Consider the following 25,282-nt stretch of genomic DNA (forward strand, 5'->3'; position numbering starts at 1 on the left):
AAGCTCTTCATCTGCCTGCACCTGAAATAGCCAGAACTCCTGTTTTAACCCCTGAGCTTCCTAAAAAGGCTTTCCCAATCCTGAAGGGGCTCAAAGCCATCCGCTATTATTACAGCAAGCTGCTGATGTTTAGAAAGAGTTTCTTTAAGACAGCCCAGAAAGTTTGTGGACTGAGCTGCAGGTTCAATTTTTGGATTTCCATGAACGTTCGCCTGCTGTAAACAGAGCCTTTCCTTTTGATAGGCTGTACGCCTGCAGAAGAAACTGGTGAAAAGAAAAGCCGGTCTTCACTTGAAAGCACCATAAAGCTTAAAGCTGATGCCAGCGCTTTGGCATATTCCCATTTCTGCTGGATTTTTGTCATTGAAGACGTTGCATCCAGGTAAACTGCAATAGAAAGCTCCTGCTCATCCAGGAAGCGTTTAATATAATGTTTTTGTGTTCTGCCATAGACATTCCAATCTATTTGCCGAATATCGTCACCAGGCTGATAGGCCCTGAAATCAGAGAATTCCATGGAAGATCCGAATTTATGGGATTTCCTGGACCCTGAATGATATCCTCTTTTCCTTGTCTTTGCAGCAATCTTTCGTTTTTGAAGCTTTCCAAGAATAGCTTGATGGCTGTTCATCAGCTCTTAGCTCCCCAGGAAGTTTCTTTTAACAAAACTTCAATAATTGAATCCGCTGAAATACCCGCTGCTTCTCCCTCAAAGTTCAAAATAAGACGATGCCGCAAAACCGGATAGGCAACGTTTTTAATGTCCCCTATTGATACATGGAATCGTCCGGAGCACATGGCTCTTGCTTTTGCCATACTTATCAGACTCTGAAGGCCGCGTGGACCGCTCCCATATTGGACGTGCTTTTTCACTGTTTCTGGTGCCCCCTCTGAATCCGGGTGCGTTGCAGTGACCATCCAAACGGCATAATCCAGGATTTCATCTGATAGGAGAATTTCTCTCGAAAGCTCCTGAAGAGCAATGACATCCTTCAATCCGGCAGCTTTATTTAAATGGATTTTTTGCGACCCCGTTGTCCTCCTGGCAATTTCTTTTAATTCTTCTTTAGTCGGATACACAACATTCACCTTGCATAAAAACCGGTCCGTTTGTGCTTCCGGCAAGGGATAAGTCCCTTCCATATCAATCGGGTTTTGAGTTGCGAGTACAAAAAATGGCTTTTCCATCTTTTGGGTTTCGCCCATAATCGTGACCGTTTTTTCTCCCATTGCCTCGAGCAGGGCACTTTGTGTTTTTGGTGTTGCCCTGTTAATTTCATCTGCCAGAATGATGTTGGCGAAAATGGGCCCTTTATGAAAACTGAATGTTTGCCTGCCAGCTTTATTAGGCTGAAGCAGCATGGTTCCAGTTATATCTGAAGGCATAATATCAGGGGTGAATTGAATGCGTGAAAATTTAAGATCAAGTACTTCAGCAATGGTTTTAATGAGCATAGTTTTACCCAGCCCTGGCAAACCTTCAAGCAAAACATGCCCTCCTGAGAATATGCTCCATAGTACATGTTCGACCACTTCTTCCTGGCCGACTATAAATGATTGAATTTCATCTTTTACTCTTGCAATGATATCTGCCGCTTGTGCGAATTGCTGTTCTTTTTCCTGTGTTACCGACATTGCAGTCACTCCTTGTCAGGATCTATACTAGTAAAATAACTTTTAACGATTTCCTCTAAATCAGCCGGAAGCTTGTACCGGTCCGTACTTTGCCTGTATGCCTTTTCATAATTCCCAAAAACTTCACTGTATGGTCTGATATTCCCTTTTAAGACAGGGCCTTCCCCTTCAAACTGTTGTCCTGGATTCCCCTGTCCAAGGCTGCCGTTGTCATTTTCAATATTCGTCTTCCCTTCCATGCCAGATGGGATGGTGAGCAGCTCCCTAGACCCCTGTCCGAGCCCGGCACCTCCTCCAAGACCGCTGCCTGAACCATTCCCTGAGCCAGCCCCGGTACCAGATCCCGAACCATTTCCTGAGCCGGCTCCATTTCCTGAGCCGCTGCCTGAACCCGCTCCGCTGCCATTGCTGCTGTTTGAGCTATTGCCAGCTTGATTTTGATTATTTTGCTGATTTGAATTATTCTGCTGCCCCTGCTGAGGCGTATTGGAGGCGTTTCCTGAACTGCCAGGCTGGCCAGGCGGCGAAAACGCTAGCTGTCCCGAGGGCATTCCATTCGCAGCCATCTGCTGCTGTAAAGAAACCCCTGAACTCTGCAGAGCTTCCTGTGCTGCAGCCAGCTGTTTTAAAAGCTCTTCTGATTGCAATGCCTTTTCGAGCTGATCCAGGAGACTTGTCAGCTCTTCTTCAGACAACTGTGCATCACTTCCAGTAAGCTCTTTCAAGGCATTTCTTTGATATTCATTAAGTTCCTTTCTCTGCTTATCAAGCTTTGAAAACTCTTCCCTAAAGGAAGCCAGATCTTTTTCTTTCAGCATTCGGCTTAATTGTTCTAACCCGCTCTTATCAAGATTATTTTTAATATTATCCAGGGCTATTGATTTTTCTTTTTCTTTAATTGCTTTCAACTCAAAGCTTTTTGTTTGTTTCTCTAATTCCTTCAAAGCTTCCTCAGCTGACTTTTTTCTGCAATCTTGTCTTTTGCTTCTTCTAATGCTTTTTTCACTTCAGGATTCTTTTCTTTCTCAGCTTTTTTCTCAAGTTTCTCTTTAGCTTCTTCAATTATCTTGATTTCTTTTTCCTGTTTTAGCGCCAATTCCATTTTCTCGCCGGGAATCATGTACAAAAGCACTGCCAGACCTAGGAAAGACAAAAACATTAGAAAAGGTTTAGGAAGAATGAAAGTTTTCTTCCTGCCTAAAACCTGATGATGCACCTTTTTCATATGCTTTACTGCATCTGCCAGCTGCAATCTTGCAAGAATGCCATCATCGTGAAGGAAAGAATGGGCTGTAATGACCCTGTCTTCAGCTACAAACGTGTTATACAATGATGCAGTCTGGATCATGTCAGGACGCTTCTTCCAAATTCGAAAAGCTGCATAAATAGCAGACAGAAATAAAATCAGCAGGAGATAATTTTGGAGAAATGGGATAACAAAAAATCTTGCAGCCATCATAAGAAAAAAGGCCAAGACAGCAGCCGATAAAAGGAACACCTGGAATTCCTTAACGATCAGCTGAAATAGGAGCTGTCTTTTTACCGGTTTTAAAAGTCTAAGATATTGATTGCGGTTTTCCACCGATATCATTCCCTTATTAAAATTTACGGGCAATCCCGTCTCCCAGGGATTTGCCCGAATAAATACTAGCCCTTTTTCATATTGGGACGGAGTTTTTTTATGCTCAGCAGAATAGCTCCAATGAAAATCAATGTGTACGAAATTAAGTATGAAATCCATAAAGGAAATTCAATGCCTGTTGATCTAGTAATTTCATTGGTCATTTCCGGCTCAAAGGTGCTCATTAGAATAATGACCGGGTTAAGCATAGCCGGGAAGTATGCAAGAGGATTTGTTGGCTGAGTCCCTGTATAGCCATATGCATTGGTTAATTGCATAAAAATCAAAGTCAGGAATGCCGTTCCTCCAGCTAGAAATAAAGTAACCCCATAGGTGGTAACCATCGAGACAATTGTTTTTCTAATGAGCGTTGAAAATAAGACCCCGAGACTTCCATAAACCAGGATGGTAAATAAATAAAATCCCATTGTCGTAAGCAGCTGACCTGGGGAAATACCTCCAAATAAAAACACAAAGCTATAGAGAGGCAAACTTGCCGCAATAAGCAAAATCAAATATGAAATGGAAGAAATCAGCTTGCTCAAAATAATGCTAGAAGAGCTTTGGGTCGTCGTGAGCATGATATTTAAGGTCTGCCTCTCTCTTTCACTGCTGATAACCCCAGCTGTTAAACCGGGAGTAATAAACAGAATTAAGCCAAGCTGCAATATAGATAGGACCATAAACATTGTCCGGCTCTGATCAGGTTTAAAAAAGCCCTGCATATTATTTGACAATGATTCTATAAAGATAAAACCAACAATGATCAGCCCTAATGCCAAGAGGTAAAAGAGTACCCCCAGGTAGCTTTTAAAGCTGCGGAAGCGGAGCTTAAACTCTTTATTCAGAACAGGATTTACGACTAAATTCTTCATGTCAGCTCAACTCCCTTTGTAATTTCCATAAAGACATCTTCCAGATCCGTTTCTGCTTCTGCAAAGCTGGTGATCGCTAAATTATTTAAAATGGCTCTTTTCAGCAGTTCTGTTTGTTCTTCAGCTGTCCCTTTATAAATAAACTGAAAAGATGCTCCGTCTTCCAGTAAAGCCAATTTAAATATATTAGGATCATCCTCAAAGAAAGAAACGGCCTTTTCTGAACTTCCATGAACTTTTACAATGATCAGCCTTTCTCCCCTCAGCTGTGACTGAATATCAGCAACAGACCCCTGAGCCACCAGTTTTCCCTGGTCAATAATGCCGATGGTATCGCACATTTCTGCAAGTTCAGGCAGTATATGTGAAGATATTAAAATTGTTTTGCCCATGCTTTTCAATTCTTTTAATATTTCCCTCATTTCAACCCTTGCTCTTGGGTCAAGTCCTGATGCAGGTTCATCCAGAATCAGCACTTCAGGATCATGGATAAGACACCTGGCCAGGCAGAGACGCTGCTTCATGCCTCTTGATAATAGGTCTACATATGACTCTCTTTTATTTGACAAGTTGACTAGGTCGAGAAGCTGCGGTATCAGCTTCTCGCGTTCTGCGAATGGTATGCCGTAACTCGCACCGTAGAAGTGCAGATATTCATCAGCCTTAAGCTGGTCATAAACCCCGAAGAAATCCGGCATATAGCCTATCTGCTTCCTCACGAGTTTTGAATCCTTTTGAACATCATACCCGTTTACGTACGCAGAGCCCGAAGTGGGGGCAAGTAAGGTTGCCAAAATGGAGAAGGTTGTGGATTTTCCTGCACCATTCTGTCCGACAAAACCAAATACACTGCCTTTTTCTATATTTAAATTTAAAGAATCAAGTGCTGTAAATTTTCCGTATCTTTTCGATAAATCCATAATTTCGATCATTTTGCCACCTCCCCTTTGATCGTAACAGCCGGCAATTGAACGAAAGGATCACCCTGAGCTGATTTATTCAGCTTCATAATAAAACGGCCTTCTTTCGAAACGTACTGGGTTAAGTCATCTTTACTTGTCAGCTTTATGCTCCTTTGATCTGGTTCAATCGGCAGCCACTCACCCGTTTTATGGTTTTTTATCGAATACTGTACGTTTTGGCTATTGATCCTTACCGAAATTTCTTCTAATCTATATGTTTTCTCTTTTAGCTGCTTCGGGAGGCTGAGAATATATTCATATTCTCCGTCTTCAAGCATCATTTCTGCATTCGTGCTGCCCATGCCTTTTTCATAAATCTGACCCTGGATCACATTCCAATCAGCTGCCATCATTCCATCCTTCAATGTAAAGGATCCGGAGAACTCATTTATGGCCTCAAATGGCTGAAGGATCAGATTTGTGTTATTCTGTTTTTCCTTCTTCCCTCTCATGGCTACATCAATAATTGATTCTTTTGTAATCCCCGCAAGGACTGGCTGAGCAACATCCCCAAGCAGAAATGTAGTGGAGGCATATTCAAGCTTTTCTCTTCTTAACCTATTTATATCATTTTGGCCATTGGCAGGATATGCCCCATTAAAAGTTCCTCCATATGGTCTGCTCAGCAGGGACTGCTTTATGGTTTTATCCACTTTAATTGCCTCATCTTTCTTGATTGGCCCTAATTTGATTGCTTCATTGCCTGACCAAATATATAATTCTTCAAAATCATACTCACTTTCGTTTTTGATTGTTCCAGTTAATCTCTTTTCCTTAAGGGTGAGGTCCGCTTTAAACTTCCCATTGATATCGGTCTGGGCCTTTCCGTAAATTGTTTTGGATGACCAATATTCTACCTCAGGGAAAATAATCTCATTGTTTTTTACCTTTTCAGCCATGATTCCGCCTCTAAGGGGATCTGATGTATTGGAATTGTTTGAATAAACCACTGCATTAAATTCACCTTTGGGCATTGAGAGGGTATATTCACCGCTTTTATTTGAAAGCAGGGTTGATGCCTGATATCCGGTAAGCAGATTGTTATTCACTTTATAGATCCCCATCTGGTTCAGCTGCGGCTGAGAAATTCTATCTTTTGCTCCCATTCCAAAGACAGCTGTCCCCATTAATATGGCGATGGAAGGAATGATCCACCAGGAATGCTCCCGTTTATCAAGCTTTCTTAATACAAAATAAAGAACAGGCACTATCAGAATAATATAACCGGCAAAAAGGCCAATAAGCTGCCCGATTGAAAAATTGGATGCAGGAAAGAATTCATTCACTTCTGCAAATTCCCAATACAGCTGGTCCAGGTAATCCTGAGAATATGGGCTGGATCCAATGCCGGCACCTGTTGCCTGATTAATAAAGTCTGCAAACCATGTGTCGTATCCCTGCCATGAAGATAAAGGCTCATCTCCCAGTGAAAAAGCTGTCTGCAGAATTGTCCCGCTTCCATACTCCTTTTTCACTGCTGCTGGAAGATCCCCGCTTTCAGCGATAACTTCTGCACCCGCTTCAATGGGACCAGTAAAGAAGTTGAGTTCTTTAAAATCCGGCTCCTCGCTCTTTGCTGACTGCAGGAATTTTACTGTACCGGCGGCCTCGTTTTCAGATTTCATTGGCAGCAAAGAATATAGTTCTCCATAGGCACCGCTTGCATCAGGTCCTCCTCCGGCAATCAATGCTCCACCGTTGTAAACCCAGTTCCTTATAGCTTGTTGCTGTTTGTCACTAAGCTGGGATATCTTGAATTCATCAATCAGCAAATAATCGAGTGTTTCCAATCCTGTCGCTTCATCCGGCAAATCTTCCTTATTAAGTTCAATCATCGATTTTGAAGGAAGCGTCCTCAATTCTTTTACACGGTCATAGTTTTCACTGAGAACACCAATTACTTCAGTTGCCGTATCTATAAATTTCGGCTTTAATGTATTTTCGCCTTTAAAACTAACCTTTTTTCCGTCTTTCCAATCACCTTCATAAAGAGTCAGTAAAGGAATGTTCTGATACATGGAAGGGTGGTCCTCTGTCATGCCAGGGATGGAAACCAGGTATTCCTTAGCTGTTCCGGCAGGAAGCTCTACTTTTACAGTAACCGCACCGCTCGTATTGTAGGATGGATGGTAACTTATCAGCAAATCCCCGCTAAAAGCCTCTCCTGTATTTTCCATCTTAATCCGCAGAGGAAACCCCTCTCCTCTTTTCACTTTTCCGCCAAAGCCCTCATCTATAGAAACTTTGATGTCTGTGCTGGCAGCTTCTGCTGTTTGGAATGGATGAAACATTAATACAAAACAGAATAAAGCCATGATGAACACTTTTAATTTTCCGTGCAACCCAATCTCCCCCATTAAAAATCTTAAGTATCTGCCTTATGTTTTTTTTAGGCAGTCTTTAAAAATATAAATTATTGCCAGCCTGATGACTTCTTCCTTAGTATAGACGCTGCCGGCTGACAAAAAGTTCCTGCGGATATTTATTTAATTTGTTTGTCAGACCAAACTTGAAAGACATTTATTAACACAGTGTAATTTTACACTAAAAAATATAAATTTCAAACTATTTTTTATATTGTAAATTTCGTAAAAAAAACAGCCGGAGAACTCGCTCTCCGGCTGTGTAACAATTTTATTCTTCCTCTTCTTCTTCTGCTTCTCTTTCGACTATGTCGGCAAAGAGTCCATAGACATACTGTTCTGCATTGAATTCCTGCAGGTCATCCATTTTTTCACCTAAACCTACAAATTTCACCGGGATTTCAAGTTCATTTCTGATTGCAAGAACGATGCCGCCCTTTGCAGTTCCATCCAGTTTTGTAAGAACAATACCAGAAACATCAGTAGCTTCCTTGAAGGTCTTAGCCTGAATCATGGCATTTTGTCCAGTTGTAGCATCAAGTACTAGCAATACTTCATGCGGGGCCCCCGGTACTTCCCTTTCTATTACACGCTTTACTTTCTCTAATTCTTTCATCAGATTGACTTTATTCTGCAGGCGTCCCGCAGTGTCACAGATTAAAATATCAGCTTTGCGGGACTTGGCAGATTGAACGGCATCATACATGACAGCTGCAGGGTCAGAGCCAGCTCCCTGCTTAATGACATCAACGCCGACACGTTCTCCCCACACCTCAAGCTGTTCAATCGCTCCTGCACGGAAGGTATCTCCTGCTGCAAGCAGGACATTTTTTCCTTCATTTTTGAACTTATGGGCAAGTTTTCCGATCGTGGTCGTTTTACCGACTCCGTTAACACCAACAAATAGGATAACAGTTAGTCCCTCAGATTGAATATTTAATTCTGTGGAGGTTTCGCCTGCACTGTCATAAATTTCTACAAGCTTTTCTGAGATGACAGCCTGCACATCGCGAGGATCCTGAATATTCTTGCGTTTTACTTCCCTTCTCAGCTCTTCGACCAATTCCATGACAGTATCGAATCCAACATCCGCCCCAATTAAGATTTCTTCCAGTTCCTCAAAAAATTCCTCATCCACTTTACGGTACCTGGATACAAGGTCATTTACCTTATTTGAAAAATTATCGCGCGTTTTGGTTAATCCGTCTTTAAACTTTTCAGTAACACTATCTGTCTGCTTAGTAATTTTTTCTTTTAGTTTTTTAAAGAAACTCATGTTTTCACTTCCTTATAAAAGCAATATGTATTAGTGCGGAACAGGTTGTAAACTGTCCCGCATTAAAGCTGCTATTGAGTAATTAGTTCCCTGGTTTCTTCCAGACGTACAGATACCAGTTTGGAAACACCGGATTCCTGCATGGTTACACCGTAAAGGACATCCGCTTCTTCCATTGTTCCTTTTCTGTGGGTAATAACGATGAACTGGGTGACGTCGCTGTATCTCTTTAAGTATTGGCTGAACCTTTGCACGTTTGCTTCATCCAAGGCTGCCTCTACTTCATCAAGGATACAGAATGGAACAGGACGTACTTTCAAAATGGAAAACAGCAATGCAATTGCTGTAAGTGCCCTTTCTCCTCCAGATAATAATCCGAGGTTCTGCAGTTTCTTGCCTGGAGGCTGTGCGACAATTTCCACACCTGTATTCAATAAATCATCAGGCTGGGTCAAGCGTAAATCGGCTCTGCCGCCGCCGAATAAAGATTGGAAAACCGACTCAAAATGGAAACGGATCCCTTCGAAGGTTTCTTCAAATCGCCTTTTCATTTCAACATCCATTTCATCGATAACCTGGAATAACGTATCTTTTGCTTCCTGAAGGTCTGTTTTTTGTTCAAGCAGGAATTCATATCGTTCAGATACTCTGTCATATTCTTCGATTGCCCCGAGGTTCACAGCCCCAAGCTCTTCGATTGCCAGCTTTATGAGTTTTACTTTTTTCGTGCTTCATCAATCTCAATCTCCAGCGGATATTCCTCTTTAGCTCCTTCAAAAGAAAGCAGATATTCTTCCCTTAAATGATTCAGCTTATTTTCCAGCTCAACATCAAGCCGGTTCTGCTTAACTTCCTCATCTTTCAAAACTTCTACCAGCCCTTTATGCTGGCGTTTTAATTCTTTTGCCTCAAGTTCCAAGTCCTCTAAAGATGTTTGGAGCTTTAAGCGCTCATCCCTTCTTGAAGCAATCAACTCAAGCGTTTCATTCTTTTCCTTTAATTTTTGCTGTGCTGCCTCTTCCAGATGCTGCTCACCTGAAGAGCTATTCGTCATTTCAGATGATAGCAGTTCTAAATCCTCTTTTACTGTTTTCAGCTTATCCCTGTTAGCAGCAAGCTCAGAAATTAGTGCGGCTAGTTTGTCCTCAGCATGATTCAGCTGTTCACTTTTGGAAGCGAAGCTGATTTTCAGCTCATTTATTTCAGATACAAGAGTTTCCTTTGAAGTCTGCTGGGTGTTTTTTCTTTCTGTTAATGCTTTAATCACATTATCAAGATCAGCTATTTGTTTTTGCTGCTGCTCCAATAGATCTGCAAGCTCACTCTTTCTGGTCAGCAGTCTTTCTCTATCTTCCGAAAACTGTGCTTTGTCCATATCATAAAGAGATAAGCGCTCATTAATGCTTTTCTCCTCAAACTCTACTTCTAGAAGCTCTCCTTTTACCCTCTGTTCCATCAAACGAAGCTCTTCACCTGTTTTTCTAAGCTGTTCAATGCGTGTTTCCTGTTTTTGAATTTCGCTTTTTTGCAGTTTCACTTGTTTTTCGAGGTTAGCTGTTTTGGATTCCATGTCCAAAATTCGTGATTTCAGCTCTTCAAGTTCACCTTTGCGTGAAAGAATGGAAGTGCTTTTCTGTTTCAGGGCTCCTCCCGTCATGGACCCGCCGGGATTAACCACATCTCCATCAATAGTAACGAGTCTCACACGGTATTGAAGAAGCTTCGCCAGTTCATTGGCTCCTTTAAGGTCACGTGCAATAACAACATTGCCAAGCAGGTTTTCAATAGCAGACTGATGCCTTCCTTCAAACCGGATCAGCGTAGCAGCTTCACCAATAAAGGCGGGATGGCCTTGAACCGATTGCAGTTGCCCGGCATTAAGCCTTTTCCCCTTCACTACGCTTAACGGCAGGAAAGTTGCTCTTCCGTATGAATTCTTTTTCAGGAATTGGATGGCACTTCTCCCATCCTGCTCATTTTGTACGATGATATGCTGCATGGCACCGCCAAGAGCAGTTTCAATCGCCGTTTCGTACTCTTTTGGCACCTGAATTAATTCCGCTACGGCTCCTTCAATTCCCTGCAGCTTGCTGCCCCTTGCTTTCAATATTTCCTTTACACCTTGGAAAAAGCCCGAAAAGTCTTCTTCCATTTCTTCAAGCATTTCCTGCCTGGATTTTGCCTGCTGCAAATACTGATAAGCCTGATACAATGTTTTTTCCTGCTTTTGATAATTATTCTTTAATGATTCAAGCTTGCGGTCTTCCGTTCGAAAAACATGTACCTGACTCTCTATTTCTTTTTGCAGGCTTTCAAGTTCTGATTGTATCTTTTGCTTTTTCTCTTCATTTTTCTTGCGGTCGGCAATATACTTTTCGTTATCCATCTCAAGCTTAGAACTGCGCTGACCCTGCTGGCTGAGCTGCTGATCAATATTCTGCAGTTCGTTTCTTGAAGCCGCCTGGCTATTCAGCACTTCAATATAATCACTTTTCAGCGATTCAATTTTCTCTTCCGTATTTTCACTGAAGAGTTTGAGCTGTTCCTGCTTTTCCTTTAATGCTTTCTGAAGTTTAACTGCTTCTTCCTTTATTTTTCCTTTGAGAGCCGACTGCTTTTCTTCTTGCTCTTTTAATTCAGTTATCTTCGAAGAAAGTTCCTCCATGTTTCGATGAAGCTGGTCTTTATTCTGGCTGGCATTTTTCTTTCGCTCTTTTAGGACTTCTTTTCTGCCTTCCAGTTTTTCAAGCTCTTCACTGGCATGAAGGAGTACGTCCTGTAAATCATTTACTGATTCATCGATTGCAGCAATATGATCCTTTAACTCTTCCATTTTGGCTTCTTTGTTCTGAATAACTGCCGATAGCTTCATTTCATCTTCTGTATGCCGTTCAAGCTGACGTGAAAGCTGCTCCCATTTTGAATGCAGGTCTTCTATCTCATAGACTGTAAGGGCAACTTCAATTTTCTCAAGCTCTTCCTTCTGCTGCAGATAATCTTTTGCAATCGAAGCCTGAATTTTCAAAGGCTCTACCTGGCTTTCAAGTTCATGAAGAATATCATTCACCCTGTTTAAATTATCCTGGGTTTCAGAAAGTTTGCCTTCCGCTTTTTCTTTCTTGTCTTATATTTAAGCACACCAGCCGCTTCTTCGAATATCGTCCGGCGTTCTTCAGCTTTGCTGTTTAGAATTTCCTCTACCCTGCCCTGGCTTATTATTGAAAAAGCTTCCCTGCCAAGGCCTGAATCCATAAATAAATCTACGATATCTTTTAATCTGCATGTTTGCTTATTGATTAGGTATTCACTGTCTCCAGATCGGTAAACCCTTCTTGTAACACTGACTTCACTGTATTCAATCGGCAGACCCTGATCGCCGTTATCAAGGGTCAGTGTAACCTCAGCAAAATTCTGCGCTCTCCGGGAATCACTGCCAGCAAAAATGACATCCTCCATTTTCGCGCCGCGAAGGACTTAGCTGATTGTTCCCCCAATACCCAGCGTATGGCATCTGTTATATTGCTTTTTCCGCTTCCATTTGGACCTACAACTGCCGTAACGCCTGGAACAAAATCAACCGTGATCCGCTCAGCAAATGACTTAAAACCAATAACATCAAGCCTTTTTAAAAACAACCTTGCTCCCCCTCTGTCTCCTCCAAGTTTCTATTCTTCGATGTCACTTGATATGATTCTTCAATACTTCAAGGGCCATTTGGGCTGCATGCTGTTCCGCTTCTTTCTTTGATCGGCCGGTGCCTGTCCCAAGCTCCCTGCCATTTAGGGAAACAGTGGAAACAAATTCTCGATTGTGGGCAGGCCCTTTTTCCTGAAGGATTTTATATTCAATTGTACCTGCACCATCCCGCTGCACAAGTTCCTGCAGCTGGCTCTTGAAATCCATCACATGCGAAAAAGCACCTGAATCAATCTTCGGAAAAACAACTTTCTCCAAAAAACCGACAACCGTATCTAATCCTTTATCCAGGTATAGTGCACCTATAAAGGCTTCAAATACGTCTGCAAGCAGGGCCGGACGGGTTCTTCCTCCTGTCATTTCCTCCCCTTTTCCAAGCAGTACCAGGCTGCCGAAGGACAATGCATGGGCAAATGAGACCAGGGATGGTTCGCAAACAACCGCTGCCCTCAGCTTAGTTAATTCCCCTCGCTCATCATGGGATATTTTAGGTAAAGGAACTTCGAAACAGTCAGTTCAAGTACAGCGTCACCCAAAAATTCCAGTCTTTCATTGTCTTCATAGGGCTTTCTCCGATGCTCATTCACATAAGATGAATGGGTAAAAGCTTGCTTTAATAATTTTTCATTTTCAAATTGGATTCCGATTTCCGTCTGGAATTCTTTAAATTGTTTTTCGATTGCGCGAAATGATTTTCTTTCCTTATCCTTATTGCTGCGCATAATGCATCCACCTTGCTAATATTAATATTCTTTTTATTATTAGGGACATCTCAAAATGATGTTCTAGTTTTAACTAAGCCTGTTGATTGCCGCTGCATGTACTCAAGCTTCCGTGTGGGCTGCCTGGACTCCTCGACGCTCTGCGTCTGCGGGTCTCCCTTGGTATGCTGCTCCCGCAGGAAAGCTTCCTCGAACAACTGCGCACGAAGAAAATGCGGTAGCCTTTTCGGAGATCTCGCATCTTCCGCTCCAATCGCTCAATGTAAATATAGATAACTGCTCAAAACCCGCAAAAATTAAGTAAACTGAAATTCATATAAAGCTTAAATGGTCTTTTCTAAGTTTACGTAATAAAAATCAAAAACGCAAAAAAATTTCTATTTACAAAACACTTTTAAGTTTCATTCGGATACAGCCATCTTCACAGAAGAAAGCCCCGTTATTCAACGGAGCTTTTGCCTAACATATTTACTGTCCACAGCCACCTGCTGCCGTGCGACAGCTTTATCCATGCTGTCCTCTATGCCACAGGTAACACCGGACAGTAAACATCTGCTGATAAAAAATTGCTGCAGCGAGGGGTATACCCTCACTGCAGAGTGGTCCAACTAACGATTATTGGCTAGCTTTTATGTAATTTACAGCGTCACCGACTGTTGCGATTTTTTCAGCATCATCGTCAGAAATTTCCATGTCGAACTCGTCTTCTAATTCCATTACTAATTCTACTACGTCAAGGGAATCAGCACCCAGATCATCTTTGAAAGAAGCTTCCAATTTCACTTCAGACTCTTCTACACCAAGACGGTCCACGATGATCTTTGTTACACGTTCTAATACTTCTGCCATGCTTGTCACCTCCCCTCAAGTATTATAGATTATTTTTAGCCTTTATTGAAAGGTTTTATAAAAAATTTTGCATTACAAGCCTGTTACAAACTACATGACCATACCGCCATCAACATGAAGGGTTTGTCCTGTCATATAGCGGCTGTCCTCTGAAGCAAGAAATACTGCCACATTCGCAATATCTGCAGGGTCGCCAAAACGCGCCAAAGGAATTTGCTTAAGCATCTGCTCTTTTACATCCTCGTTCAGCTTATCAGTCATATCAGTTGTGATAAAGCCTGGTGCAATAGCATTGACCGTTATGCCTCTTGTTGCAAGTTCCTTTGCAGAGGTCTTTGTCAGGCCAATAACACCTGATTTGGCAGCGACATAATTAGCCTGGCCAGGATTGCCGCTGACACCAACGATGGATGAAATATTGATAATGCGGCCGCTGCGCTGTTTCATCATCTGCCTTGTAACAGCTTTTGTACAAAGGAATACACCTTTCAGGTTAATGTTAATAACATCATCCCATTCGTCTTCCTTCATTCTCATAAGCAGGTTGTCCCTCGTAATTCCAGCATTATTAACCAAAATATCAAGCTTGCCAAACTTTTCTACTGTTTCTTTAACCATGCTTGCCACGGAATCACTATTTGACACATCGCATTGGATAGCAAAAGCATTTCTGCCTAATGCTTTTATTTCATCAACGACTTCGTTCGCCCTTGCCTCACTTCCGGAATAGTTAACCGCGATATCTGCACCTTGCTTAGCAAGACCCAAAGCAATTTCTCTTCCGATTCCGCGGGAAGCTCCCGTTACTAATGCGGCTTTTCCCTCTAGCTTCATCTCAATTCCTCCTTTAAGGATTCTGTAACTGCCTGGCAGGATTCAGCATCGGAAACGGCATACGTTTTAAGGGAACGATCTACCTTTTTCACTAAGCCTGACAGTACTTTCCCTGGTCCAATTTCAATAAATGTATCTACTCCTAGCTCTATCATCCTGCGGATTGAATCCTCCCAGAGTACAGGTGAATACAGCTGTTCAATTAATCTGCTGTTTATTTCTGCAGCAGAAGTCATTTCAGAAGCTTTTACATTTGCAATGACAGGAACAACTGCATCTTTGATCTCAATATCGTCCAGGACTTGCCTGAACTTCTCCGCAGCAGGCTTCATTAATTCAGAATGGAAAGGACCGCTTACCTCCAGTGGAAGCACTCGCTTGGCACCTTCTTCTTTAGCCTTTGCAGAAGCTTGTTCAACACCTGCCCTTGAACCTGAAATAACAATCTGTCCAGGACAGTTCAAATTTGCGAGCTGAACCGGATTGCCGCCTGCAGTAACCTCTTCTGTGACAGCAGTAAGCTTGTCCCTGTCCAGTCCCAGTACCGCTGCCATTGTTCCCTCACCGTTAGGAACTGCTTCTTCCATGAACTCTCCTCTTTTACGGACAGCATAAACACCGTCCTCAAAGGATAGTGCTTCCGCTGCAACGAGTGCAGTATACTCTCCAAGGCTGTGGCCAGCCACAAAATCAGGTGCTACGCCAGATCTTTTAAAATAATCGAGTATGGCAATGCTAGTAGTCAACAATGCCGGCTGTGCATTTGTTGTTAACGTCAATTTTTCCTGAGGCCCTTCAAAAATAAGTTGTGATAGTGAAAAGCCAAGTTTTTGATCAGCACTCTCGAAAAATGATTTTACTTTCTCATCCTGTTCGGCTAATGCTTTTCCCATTCCCGCAGCCTGTGATCCCTGCCCAGGAAATAAAAAGGCGATTTTACCCATCGTGATTCCCCCCAAATAAAATAAGTTTATTTAACGGCTGTTTTTTCTGCTTCTTTTTCAACAGCTTCCTTAATCGTTTGAGCGACATGGTTTTCTACCATAACCCTGGTCTGTCTGACTGCACTGAATAAAGCAGTCGCATCTGAGGAACCATGAGCCTTAATAACAGGCGCCTTTAATCCGAATAATCCAGCACCGCCGTATTCCGAATAATCCATCTTAGATTTAAGCTGGTATAAATCAGGCTTTAAGGCAGCTGCTGCCAATTTCGTTTTAAAGCTGCTGGTCAGAGCTGTTTTTAGCATTTTAAACACAGAAAGAGCAGTACCCTCAATTGTCTTTAGGACCATATTTCCGGTAAAGCCATCTGTCACTACAACATCTGCAGCTCCCTCAAGCAAATCGCGTGCTTCCACATTACCGATAAAATTGATATCAGCATTCTTCAGCAGGTCAAATGTATTTTTCGCCAGTTCATTGCCTTTTTTCTCTTCAGTTCCTATATTTAGAAGGCCCACTCTAGGATTGGAAACACCCCGGACTTTTTCTGTATATATCGATCCCATGATCGCATATTGAAGAAGATGCTCAGGTTTCGCGTCAACATTCGCCCCTACATCCAGCAAAAGGAACCCTTCCCCGCCTATCGTTGGAAGCGTAGGTGATAATGCCGGGCGTTCAATGCCATCAATCCTTCCTACCACAAAAAGGCCTGCTGCCATAAGAGCACCCGTGTTTCCTGCAGAAATGCATGCATCCGCTTTACCGTCTGAGACAAGCTGCGCTGCAAGCACCATTGATGCATTTTTCTTTCTGCGCACAGCCCTCACTGGTTCATCATCCGGCAAGATGACTTCATCTGTATGTAAGATCTCAATCCGCTCGTTTGAAGTAAGGTATTCCTTTATTTTTGACTCATCGCCAACAAGAGTAATGTGTATATCCTTAAACTCTGCGGCAGCTTTCATTGCGCCAAGGACAATTTCCTTCGGGGCATTGTCGCCTCCCATTGCGTCTATGGAAATTTTCATGATGCTTCATCCTTTAGTGATTATTTTTTCTGAACATGTCGAATTCGCCCTTAAATACCTGTTCGTTATTCACAAAGCTATTGACTTCAACAATCGTCCTCCCGCTGTCAACATCAATTGTAAGGACCTTGGCTTTAGCTATAACACGTTCATTTAATCGCACTGGCCTTGTGAATTGAATATTGGCTTTCGCTGTCAATGCCAGTTCATCATTTATTACAGCAACTGCCAGTGAGTTGGCCTGTGCAAACAAGTGATGCCCCCGGGCTATTCCATTCCGCTTGAATACATGTTCATTTTTTACATCGAAAATGGAAATTGCCGTTTTATCCAATTCTATATCTATTATTTCACCGATTATTTCTTCTATGGGTAAAGATCGGACTTCATCCTCGAAAGTTTTTTCAGCAACATGCTTGATTCTTTCCCGCAATTCCGGAATAGATAATTCCAGGCGGTCGAGCCTTATTGTCTGGACGCTGACAGTGAACTTTTCTGCAAGTTCCTCGTCCGTGACAAATGGATTTTCTTTTATTGTGTCCGTTAATAAATGCTGGCGTTCTTTTTTATTTCTTTTCATTAAAAATCCCACCGTCCGAGATATTAAGACTAGGTACTAATAGTAGTATATAATCAAAAAAAGCAGATTGCAAGGAAGAACTTTTCTGCAATCTGCTTTAAGTGTGATTGAATATTTGTTTAGCTTACATATTCTGTCCGTTGATTTCCGCTGGGAGGAACAGGAGCCTCCTCAGCCAGCACCGCACGAAGGAAATGCGAGAACATTTTTCGAAGATCAAGCTCCCTCCACTCCAATCAGCTCAGCGTGTGACATTCGATCCTTTAGTCCAGTTTTTCCCCTTCCAGCACTCCTGTTTCCTTTAAATAATTTCTCAAAGGCAGGTACTCATCTGAATGCCAGAATTCATGGGATTCAACAAGAGAAGCTGCATCGTTTCTGGCGGTTTCGAGAGCGCGGTAATCATGGACCATATCGGCGACTTTAAATTCCGGGAGCCCGCTTTGTTTTTCCGAAAAAGTCCCCAGGTCCCCTCAGCTCAAGGTCCTTTTCACTTAGTGCAAATCCGTCATTGGTTTCCGTCATGATTTTCATTCGTTCTTTTCCAACTTCCGATTTGGGGTCTGCTAAAAGAACACAATAAGATTGTTTATCTCCTCTCCCTACCCTGCCCCTTAATTGGTGCAGCTGTGCAAGTCCAAAGCGCTCAGCATCATAGATCACCATCATCGTTGCATTTGGGACATTTACACCCACCTCGACAACTGTAGTAGAAACAAGAATTTGAGTTTCATTTCGGCTAAAAGCCTTCATTACATTTTCTTTTTCATCTGGGTGAAGCCTGCCATGCATGAGGCCCACATCATAGCGGCCATGAAAATGATGCATCAATGTTGCATGGACATCTATAGCATTTTGAACATCCAGCTTGTCCGACTCCTCAATTAGGGGACATATCACATATACTTGCTGGCCTGCTGAAAGCTCCTTTTCCATAAAACCAAGTACTCTATCAAGCATTTCAGGTTTTGCCCAATAAGTTTCAATCGCTTTTCGCCCTGCCGGCATTTCATCTATGATGGAAACATCCATTTCCCCAAAAACAGTAATGGCCAATGTTCTCGGGATTGGCGTGGCAGTCATAAACAGAACATCCGGACTCTCGCCTTTTTCCCTGAGGATGCGCCGCTGCCCGACACCAAATCTATGCTGTTCATCAGTAATAACAAGCCCCAGTTTATTAAATTCCACTTCTTCCTGGATAAGTGCATGTGTGCCTATAAGAACATCAATTTCTCCATCCTTTAAATGCTGAAGAATTTCTCTTCTGCGCTTTCCTTTGACGGAGCTTGTCAGGAGTTCACATCGCAGGCCAAATGGCTCAAGCATCGTTTTTAAAGATTCCGCATGCTGCTCTGCAAGGATTTCGGTCGGCACCATTAAAGCTCCCTGGAAATCTGCTGTCCTGCTGGCAAATAGGGCGATCGCCGCAACAGCCGTTTTGCCGGAACCAACATCCCCCTGTAATAGCCTGTTCATCCGATAAGGCGATTTCATGTCAGTCAGAATCTCATTAACCACCCTTTTCTGGGCATTGGTTAAGGCAAATGGCAGAGAGTCTATAAACTCCATCAGCCTCGAAAGATCATAAGCTTGCGCAATCCCTTTAGACTGCTCTCTTTCAATCTTTCTTAGTGCCTGCATTTTTAATTGAAAATAGAAGAATTCTTCATAAACAAATCGCCGTCTTCCCTGTTTAAGTTCCTGATCATTGGCAGGAAAATGGAGCGATCTCATAGCATCTCGCCTATCCAAAAGCCTATATTGCAAAAGATATTTTTCAGGCAAAGTTTCTGATATCTCATTTCCATACTGTGAAAAAGCCAGTTTTATAAAACGTCTGATTCCCTTGACAGTGATATTTCCTTTCACAGCGTAAACAGGCTCAAAATCCTTGTTACTGGAGGCACTCCCTATTTTTAATTCATTGGCTGTTATGATCTGGCGGTGCTGGTCCCATTTGCCTGTCACTGTCACAGTTTCGTTCAATGTAATTTTATTCTTTAAATATGGCTGATTAAACATGACCACTTGTATCAGATATCTGCCTACAAGAACTCTCACAGTCAGCCTGGACCGTTTCCTTCCATAATAGGCGAGTGAAGGTTCACTGTGGATCCTTCCTTCCACAGTTACTCTTTCATCATGCTTAATCTCTTCCAGATCCTTGAGCCTGTAATCCTCATATCTATATGGGAAATATTCAAGCAAATCTTTTACAGTGTTTATGTTCATTTCAGCAAGTGATACTGCTGTTTCCTCCCCGATGCCTTTAACAGCTGTAACAGACTGATTATAATTTGGATTCACGTTTATTGAACGGCTGCCAAATATATTTTCTCAAGGCAGTCCGCCACCCCTCCCTGCTCAATTACTTTTAACTGCAGGCTTATACAGCGCCTGCTTTATAACTAGCACACTATAATCTAAATAGGCAAGTAAGCAATCTTTAACCAAATAAATTAATATTTCCGAAGTTCACTAAAATGTAATCGTTTTAAATGGACAAAAGCGAAGGCTGGGCCCTCGCTTTTTTTATTGTTTATTCGATTGAAAATATAAAAGAGTATAGCGGCTGTTTGCCATCATGCACTTCGACTTCAACATCTTCATACTTATCTTCAATATAGCTGATAAGTGAATCCACTTCCTCTTCTGCCGCATCTTCACCTTTTAATACGGTTAGGATCTCAGAGTCTTCATCAATCATTCCATCGAGAAGATCTTTGGCAGCCTGCACTCTATCCTTGTTCTTGACAACAATTTTCCCATCTGAGATGCCCATAAAATCATCTTTTTCAATTTCGAGGCCATCGATGCTTGTATCACGGACAGCAAATGTAATTTGGCCTGTCTTCACATGCTGAAGGGCATCTGTCATGCCTTCTTCATTTTCTGCGAGTCCGGCACTTGGATTAAAAGCAAGCAGGGCAGCCATTCCCTGAGGGACGGTCTTGGAAGGAACAACTACTGCTTCTTCTTCAGTCACTTCTGCAGCCTGCTGTGCAGCCATGATGATATTTTTATTGTTTGGCAAAATGATTACTTTCTTGGCATTCACTTCTTTGATGGCCTTTACAATATCTTCCGTACTAGGATTCATCGTCTGGCCGCCCTCAATGACTGCATGTGCTCCGATGCTTCGGAAAAGATCCGCAATCCCGCTGCCCATTGATACTGTAACGATTCCGTATTCCTGCTTTTCCTTTGGCTTAGCTTCAGCTGCCAATGGTGTAGGAACGTCATCAATCAAATTGGTGTGCTGCTGGCGCATGTTTTCAATCTTCATATTGATTAAGCTCCCATAGCGCTGTCCGTATGTCAGGCAATCTCCTGGCTGTTCAGAGTGGATATGTACTTTTACAAGCTGTTCATCCGCAATCACAAGAAGCGAGTCGCCATATTTGCTTAAGTCCTGGCGGAACTTGTCTTCTGAAAAAGGATTAGCAGATAGCTTTTCAGTTTCGAACTTGACCATAAACTCTGTGCAATAACCAAATTCAATATCTTCAGTGTTCATAAAACTATGAACATTTTTATGGTGTTCTGCGTTAACCAGGTCATCCATCTTTGGAAGGGCTGCTGGTGTATCAGGAAGTTTTTCGCCCTTGAGCTCTGCAAGGAATCCTTCATATACAAAAACAAGACCCTGCCCGCCGCTGTCTACAACCCCAACTTCTTTTAAGACAGGAAGAAGATCCGGAGTCCGGTTTAAAGAAGCCCGTGCTTCTTTTAACACTTCCTCCATAATCACTACGATATCATCTTCATTTTTTGCAGCCTGCACCGCTTTTTTAGCGGAATCTTTAGCAACGGTTAAAATTGTTCCTTCAACCGGCTTCATAACAGCTTTATAAGCAGTTTCTACACCTGAATTCAAAGCATCAGCAAACTCTTTGCCATTGATGGAAGATTTCTGTTCAATATGCTTTGAGAAGCCTCGGAACAGCTGGGAGAGAATTACTCCAGAGTTCCCGCGGGCCCCCATCAGCAAACCTTTAGAAAGAGCAGAGCCCACCTTCCCAATATGTTCCTGAATATTAGCTTTTACTTCCTTTGCACCGGAAGTCATTGACAAATTCATGTTCGTTCCTGTGTCTCCATCAGGAACAGGGAAAACATTTAACGCATCCACTAATTTTGCATTAGCAGATAAATGGTTCGCTCCTTGTATGACCATTTCGGCAAAAAGCTTCCCATCTAAATCTCTTTTTGACACAAGTCTTTCCTCCTCACTACGGGTTCGTTACACGAACTCCCTGAACGTAAATATTAACCGAGTCCGTACTTAGCCCAACTGTTTTATCAAGGGTGTATTTCACTTTAGATTGCACATTGTGGGCAACCTCGGAAATTTTCGTTCCGTAACTTACAATAATATACATATCGATATGTACTTCATCTTCTTCCTGGCGTACAATAACACCGCGGGTAAAATTCTCTTTTCGAAGTATATCTGTAAGGCCATCTTTAATTTGATTTTTAGAGGCCATCCCTACGATGCCGTAGCAGTCAACTGCTGCTCCGCCTGCGATTGTTGCAATTACGTCATTAGAGATATCAATTTGCCCGAAATTCGTTTTTAATTCGATGGACATGGTTCGTTCCCCCTTTGGAAATTGCTTTTAATAAAAGCTTCTTCAAGCGCTCCCGCTTTACGGAAACGCTGGCGTTCCCCCTTAATTGTAAAATGGAGGCAAGCTTGCTGTTAAAGGAGAATGCATCCTTTTCAGCTGGGCAGCGATCTTTCTAACTCCAAAGCTTTATGCATACCTTATGATATTTTACTATATGGGCTGTAATATTGAAAGCCATACTTCCCCATCCCTATTATAGCTCATGTTCCATACCCCTATGTCAAGGAAATTTTCTTGAAAGCAAACTATTGCAATCAGAAGGGTTGTATGATAAATTATTAAAGTATCTTTTAATGTCGAGATCCGAAACGGAATTCCTCATTAATTCAGATGGATGAATCTGACTATTGCAAATGAAAGCATTGAAAAATAGTTTCAGCTTATGCTTTTAGTAAGGAGGGAAACATACATGCCACGCAAATGTGTTGTAACTGGTAAAAAAACAACTTCAGGTAACGCACGTTCTCACGCGATGAACGCTAACAAGCGTACTTGGGGTGCTAACCTTCAAAAGGTACGTATTCTTGTAGACGGTAAACCTAAACGTGTTTGGGTATCTGCAAGAGCACTTAAATCAGGTAAAGTTGAGCGCGTTTAATCTGCTCAGGGACATCCTTTTAGGATGTCCTTTTTATTTTCCTTTTTATAATCCACTATTCATTCTCCCCCATTGAATCAAAAAATAAAAGCACCCCAGAGAGGTGCCCAGTTTTTAATGCTATTTTCTTTTTCATTTATGGGAGTTTACCCCTTTTTGAAGGTCCCTAACATGGCACGCACAATGCCCCCTAAAAATTTAGGAAGTTTGATTGTATAAAATCTCATTACTCGTGTCCCTCCTCACGATCTTACGCATCCATTCTGTCCTTAAATCGTCTTTACCATCTTATTCAAATAACGAAAGATGAGTACTCATGATTACAAAAAATGATCAGAAAGCAATTCATGCCAGCACTCATATCCAGATTCCCAGCACCTTGCAGGGCAGTACTGGCCCGGCTCTTAATCCTTGCTTCTTACAACCATTAATATGCCTTCAGTAAAAGAAAAAGTACCACAATCATCAATAAGTTCATTGCTGATACAAAGAGTAGAACCGGCAGAGACGGTCCGATCTGTGAGCGGATACTTGAAATTTCTTAATGTGAGGCCCTTAATTTCCATTGTGATCGGGACAAAAGAAATGTATTTGAAATTTGGATTTTGCTTTATGGTGTATTCACCTGGAGCTTTAATATTAATCTTATTTTTTTTGTCAATAATTTCGACAGGAACAAAGTTTCCTTCAAGTACAGGCTTTATTAACAGCTGAATATTTGCAAATAAGTGGTCAAGCCGGCCGCCTGTGGCGCCAAACAGACGGATTTTCTCAGGATTTTGTTCCAGTGCCCAATTCAGGGCAAGCTCCATGTCGGTTTCGTCTTTCTCCGGCTTGAACCTGTTCAGCTCTTTTACTTTTTCTTCAATGATTAATAGTTCTTCATTTGACACAGAATCAAAATCGCCAAATGCCATTTTCGGCTGCATGCCATTTTGAATGAGTGTAAGCACTCCTCTATCTACCCCGACCCAATTGTCACCGGCATTACTGAATGAAGACAGTTCAGGCAGCAAATCCTCAGGGCCGCCAGCTAAAATATTTATAATCATTTCATATTGCTCCAATCATGATATATATCTTATATTATAAAAAGCCAGCTCTATTCAAGCTGGCTCTTTTTTATTTCGAACCTTTTAAAGCAGCAATCGCCACGGCTCTGTCTTTCTGATTATAAATTGCCGACCCGGCAACAAGCACATTCGCTCCAGCTTCAATGCACAATTGTGCTGTTTCTTCATTCACTCCGCCGTCCACTTCAATTTCAATATTTAGACCTTTTGCGTCAGCCATTTCCTTAACCGCCTTAATCTTAGGAAGAACGCCAGGGATGAACTTTTGTCCTCCAAAACCAGGATTAACAGTCATAAGCAATACCATATCAATATCATCAATAATATGCTCAATCATATTAACTGGTGTAGCCGGGTTAAGAACCACTCCTGCCTTGACCCCGAATGATTTAATAAAATGAATCGTTCTGTGAAGGTGTTTGCATGCTTCTGCATGTACAGTGATATAATCTGCCCCCGCATTAGCAAATGCCTCAATGTAGTTATCCGGATTTTCTATCATCAAATGAACATCCAGGGGCAGCTTTGTCACAGGACGGATTGCATCAACAATTAATGGACCAATTGTAATATTCGGTACAAAATGGCCGTCCATTACATCGACATGAATATAATCAGCTCCGCCGCGCTCTACATCTTTAATCTCTTCTCCCAATTTGGAAAAATCTGCCGATAAAATCGAAGGTGCGATTTTTACCATGAATTAATACCTCGGCTTTCTATCTTTTATTTCCTGCAGAAAGGTTTTGTAGTGTTCGTATCTGTAGGAAGGAATTTCACCGTTTTCACTGGCGGCCTTTACAGCGCATTTCGGTTCTGCCATGTGCAGGCAGCCTCTAAATTTGCATTGATCGCTTTTCTCCTGAATTTCCGGAAAGCAATAATTCAGATCCTCCAATTCGATATCTGTAAATTCAAGGGAGCTGAATCCCGGGGTATCAGCAACAAGCCCTTTCCCAACCTCTATCAGTTCTACATGCCTGGTTGTATGCTTTCCCCTGCCCAAATGTGAAGAAATATCATTTGTTTTCAGCTCTAAATCTGGTCTTAATACATTTAACAAAGATGATTTCCCCACACCTGACTGTCCTGCAAAAACGGAGATCTCGCCTTCCAGATATGGCATTAAGTCTTTAACGCCTTCTTCTGTTTCGGAGGAAGTCAGCAAAACATCATAGCCGGCTTTGCGGTAATCTGATGCATATTGCTGGATTTCCTTATACCCATGTTCGTCTGTCAGATCTATTTTAGTAATGCAGATGATTGGCTTTATACGATTGAATTCAACCAGCACCAGGAAACGATCTAATAGAGAGGTGCTGAAGCCCGGTTCAACAGCTGAAAACACTAGAATGGCCTGATCAACATTTGCAATTGGCGGACGGATCAACTCATTTTTCCGTTCTTTTACTTCTAAGATGTATCCTTCTGTAATACTTTCTGCCTGAAACACGACTTCATCACCGACCAGCGGGTTAACCTTATTTTTCCGGAAAACTCCGCGGCCTCGGCACTGAATGATTTCATCTCCGCTAAAAACATAATAAAACCCGGCTAAGGCTTTAATAATTTTGCCCTCAGGCATA

Annotated in this window: 22 protein-coding genes and 3 pseudogenes; 1 reads left to right on the forward strand and 24 read right to left on the reverse strand. The window is 42.1% G+C overall.

What is annotated here, in order from left to right:
* Window positions 1-109 precede the first annotated feature (109 nt).
* From M5V91_RS12145 to M5V91_RS12230, 20 genes and pseudogenes are all read right to left on the reverse strand, one after another.
* The gene (locus tag M5V91_RS12145) at window positions 110-631 is read right to left on the reverse strand and encodes a DUF58 domain-containing protein (protein ID WP_284522172.1); all 522 of its coding nucleotides are present in this window, start codon (window positions 629-631) and stop codon (window positions 110-112) included.
* Window positions 631-1,635: an AAA family ATPase gene (locus M5V91_RS12150; RefSeq protein WP_251175166.1), complete on the reverse strand. Its 1,005-nt coding sequence runs from the start codon at window positions 1,633-1,635 to the stop codon at window positions 631-633. The genes M5V91_RS12145 and M5V91_RS12150 overlap by 1 nt, the downstream gene beginning before the upstream one ends.
* A gap of 5 nt (window positions 1,636-1,640) precedes the next feature.
* Window positions 1,641-2,579 (reverse strand): DUF8809 domain-containing protein, encoded by a 939-nt coding sequence (locus M5V91_RS12155; RefSeq protein WP_284522173.1) that lies wholly within the window; start codon window positions 2,577-2,579, stop codon window positions 1,641-1,643.
* Entirely contained in the window at window positions 2,576-3,217 is a 642-nt protein-coding gene (locus M5V91_RS12160; protein ID WP_284522174.1) for a hypothetical protein, read from the reverse strand. Before M5V91_RS12160 ends, M5V91_RS12155 begins: the two co-directional genes overlap by 4 nt.
* A gap of 65 nt (window positions 3,218-3,282) precedes the next feature.
* The gene (locus tag M5V91_RS12165; RefSeq protein WP_009330793.1) at window positions 3,283-4,131 is read right to left on the reverse strand and encodes an ABC transporter permease; all 849 of its coding nucleotides are present in this window, start codon (window positions 4,129-4,131) and stop codon (window positions 3,283-3,285) included.
* Window positions 4,128-5,063 carry an ABC transporter ATP-binding protein gene (locus M5V91_RS12170; RefSeq protein WP_009330794.1) on the reverse strand — a complete coding sequence of 312 codons (936 nt, stop codon included), beginning with the start codon at window positions 5,061-5,063 and terminating at the stop codon, window positions 4,128-4,130. Before M5V91_RS12170 ends, M5V91_RS12165 begins: the two co-directional genes overlap by 4 nt.
* Complete coding sequence (locus tag M5V91_RS12175) at window positions 5,060-7,435, reverse strand: DUF8725 domain-containing protein (RefSeq protein WP_251175164.1); 2,376 nt, start codon at window positions 7,433-7,435, stop codon at window positions 5,060-5,062. The genes M5V91_RS12170 and M5V91_RS12175 overlap by 4 nt, the downstream gene beginning before the upstream one ends.
* Before the next feature lie 292 nt (window positions 7,436-7,727).
* Window positions 7,728-8,732 (reverse strand): signal recognition particle-docking protein FtsY, encoded by a 1,005-nt coding sequence (gene ftsY / locus M5V91_RS12180; RefSeq protein ID WP_009330796.1) that lies wholly within the window; start codon window positions 8,730-8,732, stop codon window positions 7,728-7,730.
* Window positions 8,733-8,803: 71 nt separating this feature from the next.
* The gene (locus tag M5V91_RS30465; protein WP_369425963.1) at window positions 8,804-9,412 is read right to left on the reverse strand and encodes a coiled-coil domain-containing protein; all 609 of its coding nucleotides are present in this window, start codon (window positions 9,410-9,412) and stop codon (window positions 8,804-8,806) included.
* 35 nt (window positions 9,413-9,447) lie between these two features.
* Window positions 9,448-11,799, reverse strand: a complete 2,352-nt coding sequence (locus M5V91_RS12185) for an SMC hinge domain-related protein (RefSeq protein WP_369425964.1) — start codon at window positions 11,797-11,799, stop codon at window positions 9,448-9,450.
* A 5-nt stretch (window positions 11,800-11,804) separates the two neighbouring features.
* A pseudogene (locus M5V91_RS30470) lies at window positions 11,805-12,367 on the reverse strand (AAA family ATPase).
* Between the two features lie 43 nt (window positions 12,368-12,410).
* A pseudogene (gene rnc / locus M5V91_RS12190) lies at window positions 12,411-13,150 on the reverse strand (ribonuclease III).
* A gap of 615 nt (window positions 13,151-13,765) precedes the next feature.
* Window positions 13,766-13,999, reverse strand: a complete 234-nt coding sequence (locus tag M5V91_RS12195) for an acyl carrier protein (RefSeq protein WP_009330799.1) — start codon at window positions 13,997-13,999, stop codon at window positions 13,766-13,768.
* 90 nt (window positions 14,000-14,089) lie between these two features.
* A complete protein-coding gene (gene fabG / locus M5V91_RS12200) occupies window positions 14,090-14,833 on the reverse strand; it encodes a 3-oxoacyl-[acyl-carrier-protein] reductase (RefSeq protein WP_009330800.1) in 744 nt (247 codons plus the stop codon).
* Window positions 14,830-15,777, reverse strand: a complete 948-nt coding sequence (gene fabD / locus M5V91_RS12205; RefSeq protein ID WP_019381745.1) for an ACP S-malonyltransferase — start codon at window positions 15,775-15,777, stop codon at window positions 14,830-14,832. The genes fabG and fabD overlap by 4 nt, the downstream gene beginning before the upstream one ends.
* A gap of 26 nt (window positions 15,778-15,803) precedes the next feature.
* A complete protein-coding gene (gene plsX / locus M5V91_RS12210; RefSeq protein ID WP_019381744.1) occupies window positions 15,804-16,808 on the reverse strand; it encodes a phosphate acyltransferase PlsX in 1,005 nt (334 codons plus the stop codon).
* A 13-nt stretch (window positions 16,809-16,821) separates the two neighbouring features.
* A complete protein-coding gene (fapR, locus tag M5V91_RS12215; RefSeq protein ID WP_284522175.1) occupies window positions 16,822-17,388 on the reverse strand; it encodes a transcription factor FapR in 567 nt (188 codons plus the stop codon).
* A 263-nt stretch (window positions 17,389-17,651) separates the two neighbouring features.
* A pseudogene (recG, locus tag M5V91_RS12220) lies at window positions 17,652-19,698 on the reverse strand (ATP-dependent DNA helicase RecG).
* Window positions 19,699-19,930: 232 nt separating this feature from the next.
* Entirely contained in the window at window positions 19,931-21,607 is a 1,677-nt protein-coding gene (locus tag M5V91_RS12225) for a DAK2 domain-containing protein (protein WP_251175161.1), read from the reverse strand.
* Between the two features lie 16 nt (window positions 21,608-21,623).
* Entirely contained in the window at window positions 21,624-21,986 is a 363-nt protein-coding gene (locus tag M5V91_RS12230) for an Asp23/Gls24 family envelope stress response protein (protein WP_009330806.1), read from the reverse strand.
* 448 nt (window positions 21,987-22,434) lie between these two features.
* Here M5V91_RS12230 and rpmB point away from each other — a divergent pair, with 448 nt between their 5' ends.
* Window positions 22,435-22,623: a 50S ribosomal protein L28 gene (gene rpmB / locus M5V91_RS12235; RefSeq protein ID WP_019381740.1), complete on the forward strand. Its 189-nt coding sequence runs from the start codon at window positions 22,435-22,437 to the stop codon at window positions 22,621-22,623.
* A 146-nt stretch (window positions 22,624-22,769) separates the two neighbouring features.
* Here the strand turns inward: rpmB and spoVM are convergent, their stop codons facing one another.
* The 4 genes from spoVM to rsgA form a co-directional block, all read right to left on the reverse strand.
* Entirely contained in the window at window positions 22,770-22,850 is an 81-nt protein-coding gene (gene spoVM / locus M5V91_RS12240) for a stage V sporulation protein SpoVM (protein ID WP_019381739.1), read from the reverse strand.
* Window positions 22,851-23,027: 177 nt separating this feature from the next.
* Complete coding sequence (locus tag M5V91_RS12245) at window positions 23,028-23,675, reverse strand: thiamine diphosphokinase (protein ID WP_019381738.1); 648 nt, start codon at window positions 23,673-23,675, stop codon at window positions 23,028-23,030.
* Between the two features lie 70 nt (window positions 23,676-23,745).
* A complete protein-coding gene (rpe, locus tag M5V91_RS12250; protein WP_009330809.1) occupies window positions 23,746-24,396 on the reverse strand; it encodes a ribulose-phosphate 3-epimerase in 651 nt (216 codons plus the stop codon).
* 3 nt (window positions 24,397-24,399) lie between these two features.
* Window positions 24,400-25,281, reverse strand: coding sequence for a ribosome small subunit-dependent GTPase A (rsgA, locus tag M5V91_RS12255; protein WP_009330810.1), 882 nt, complete (start codon window positions 25,279-25,281; stop codon window positions 24,400-24,402).
* Between the last annotated feature and the right edge of the window lies 1 nt (window position 25,282).

This window comes from Cytobacillus pseudoceanisediminis (assembly GCF_023516215.1).
Taxonomy (GTDB): domain Bacteria; phylum Bacillota; class Bacilli; order Bacillales; family Cytobacillaceae; genus Cytobacillus; species Cytobacillus pseudoceanisediminis.

Coding starts and splice junctions, on each gene's coding strand:
- M5V91_RS12145 (WP_284522172.1), bottom strand. CDS start 631: ATGAACAGCCATCAAGCTATTCTTGGAAAGCTTCAAAAACGAAAGATT.
- M5V91_RS12150 (WP_251175166.1), bottom strand. CDS start 1,635: ATGTCGGTAACACAGGAAAAAGAACAGCAATTCGCACAAGCGGCAGAT.
- M5V91_RS12165 (WP_009330793.1), bottom strand. CDS start 4,131: ATGAAGAATTTAGTCGTAAATCCTGTTCTGAATAAAGAGTTTAAGCTC.
- M5V91_RS12170 (WP_009330794.1), bottom strand. CDS start 5,063: ATGATCGAAATTATGGATTTATCGAAAAGATACGGAAAATTTACAGCA.
- ftsY (WP_009330796.1), bottom strand. CDS start 8,732: ATGAGTTTCTTTAAAAAACTAAAAGAAAAAATTACTAAGCAGACAGAT.
- M5V91_RS12195 (WP_009330799.1), bottom strand. CDS start 13,999: ATGGCAGAAGTATTAGAACGTGTAACAAAGATCATCGTGGACCGTCTT.
- fabG (WP_009330800.1), bottom strand. CDS start 14,833: ATGAAGCTAGAGGGAAAAGCCGCATTAGTAACGGGAGCTTCCCGCGGA.
- fabD (WP_019381745.1), bottom strand. CDS start 15,777: ATGGGTAAAATCGCCTTTTTATTTCCTGGGCAGGGATCACAGGCTGCG.
- plsX (WP_019381744.1), bottom strand. CDS start 16,808: ATGAAAATTTCCATAGACGCAATGGGAGGCGACAATGCCCCGAAGGAA.
- fapR (WP_284522175.1), bottom strand. CDS start 17,388: ATGAAAAGAAATAAAAAAGAACGCCAGCATTTATTAACGGACACAATA.
- M5V91_RS12230 (WP_009330806.1), bottom strand. CDS start 21,986: ATGTCCATCGAATTAAAAACGAATTTCGGGCAAATTGATATCTCTAAT.
- rpmB (WP_019381740.1), top strand. CDS start 22,435: ATGCCACGCAAATGTGTTGTAACTGGTAAAAAAACAACTTCAGGTAAC.
- spoVM (WP_019381739.1), bottom strand. CDS start 22,850: ATGAGATTTTATACAATCAAACTTCCTAAATTTTTAGGGGGCATTGTG.
- M5V91_RS12245 (WP_019381738.1), bottom strand. CDS start 23,675: ATGATTATAAATATTTTAGCTGGCGGCCCTGAGGATTTGCTGCCTGAA.
- rpe (WP_009330809.1), bottom strand. CDS start 24,396: ATGGTAAAAATCGCACCTTCGATTTTATCGGCAGATTTTTCCAAATTG.
- rsgA (WP_009330810.1), bottom strand. CDS start 25,281: ATGCCTGAGGGCAAAATTATTAAAGCCTTAGCCGGGTTTTATTATGTT.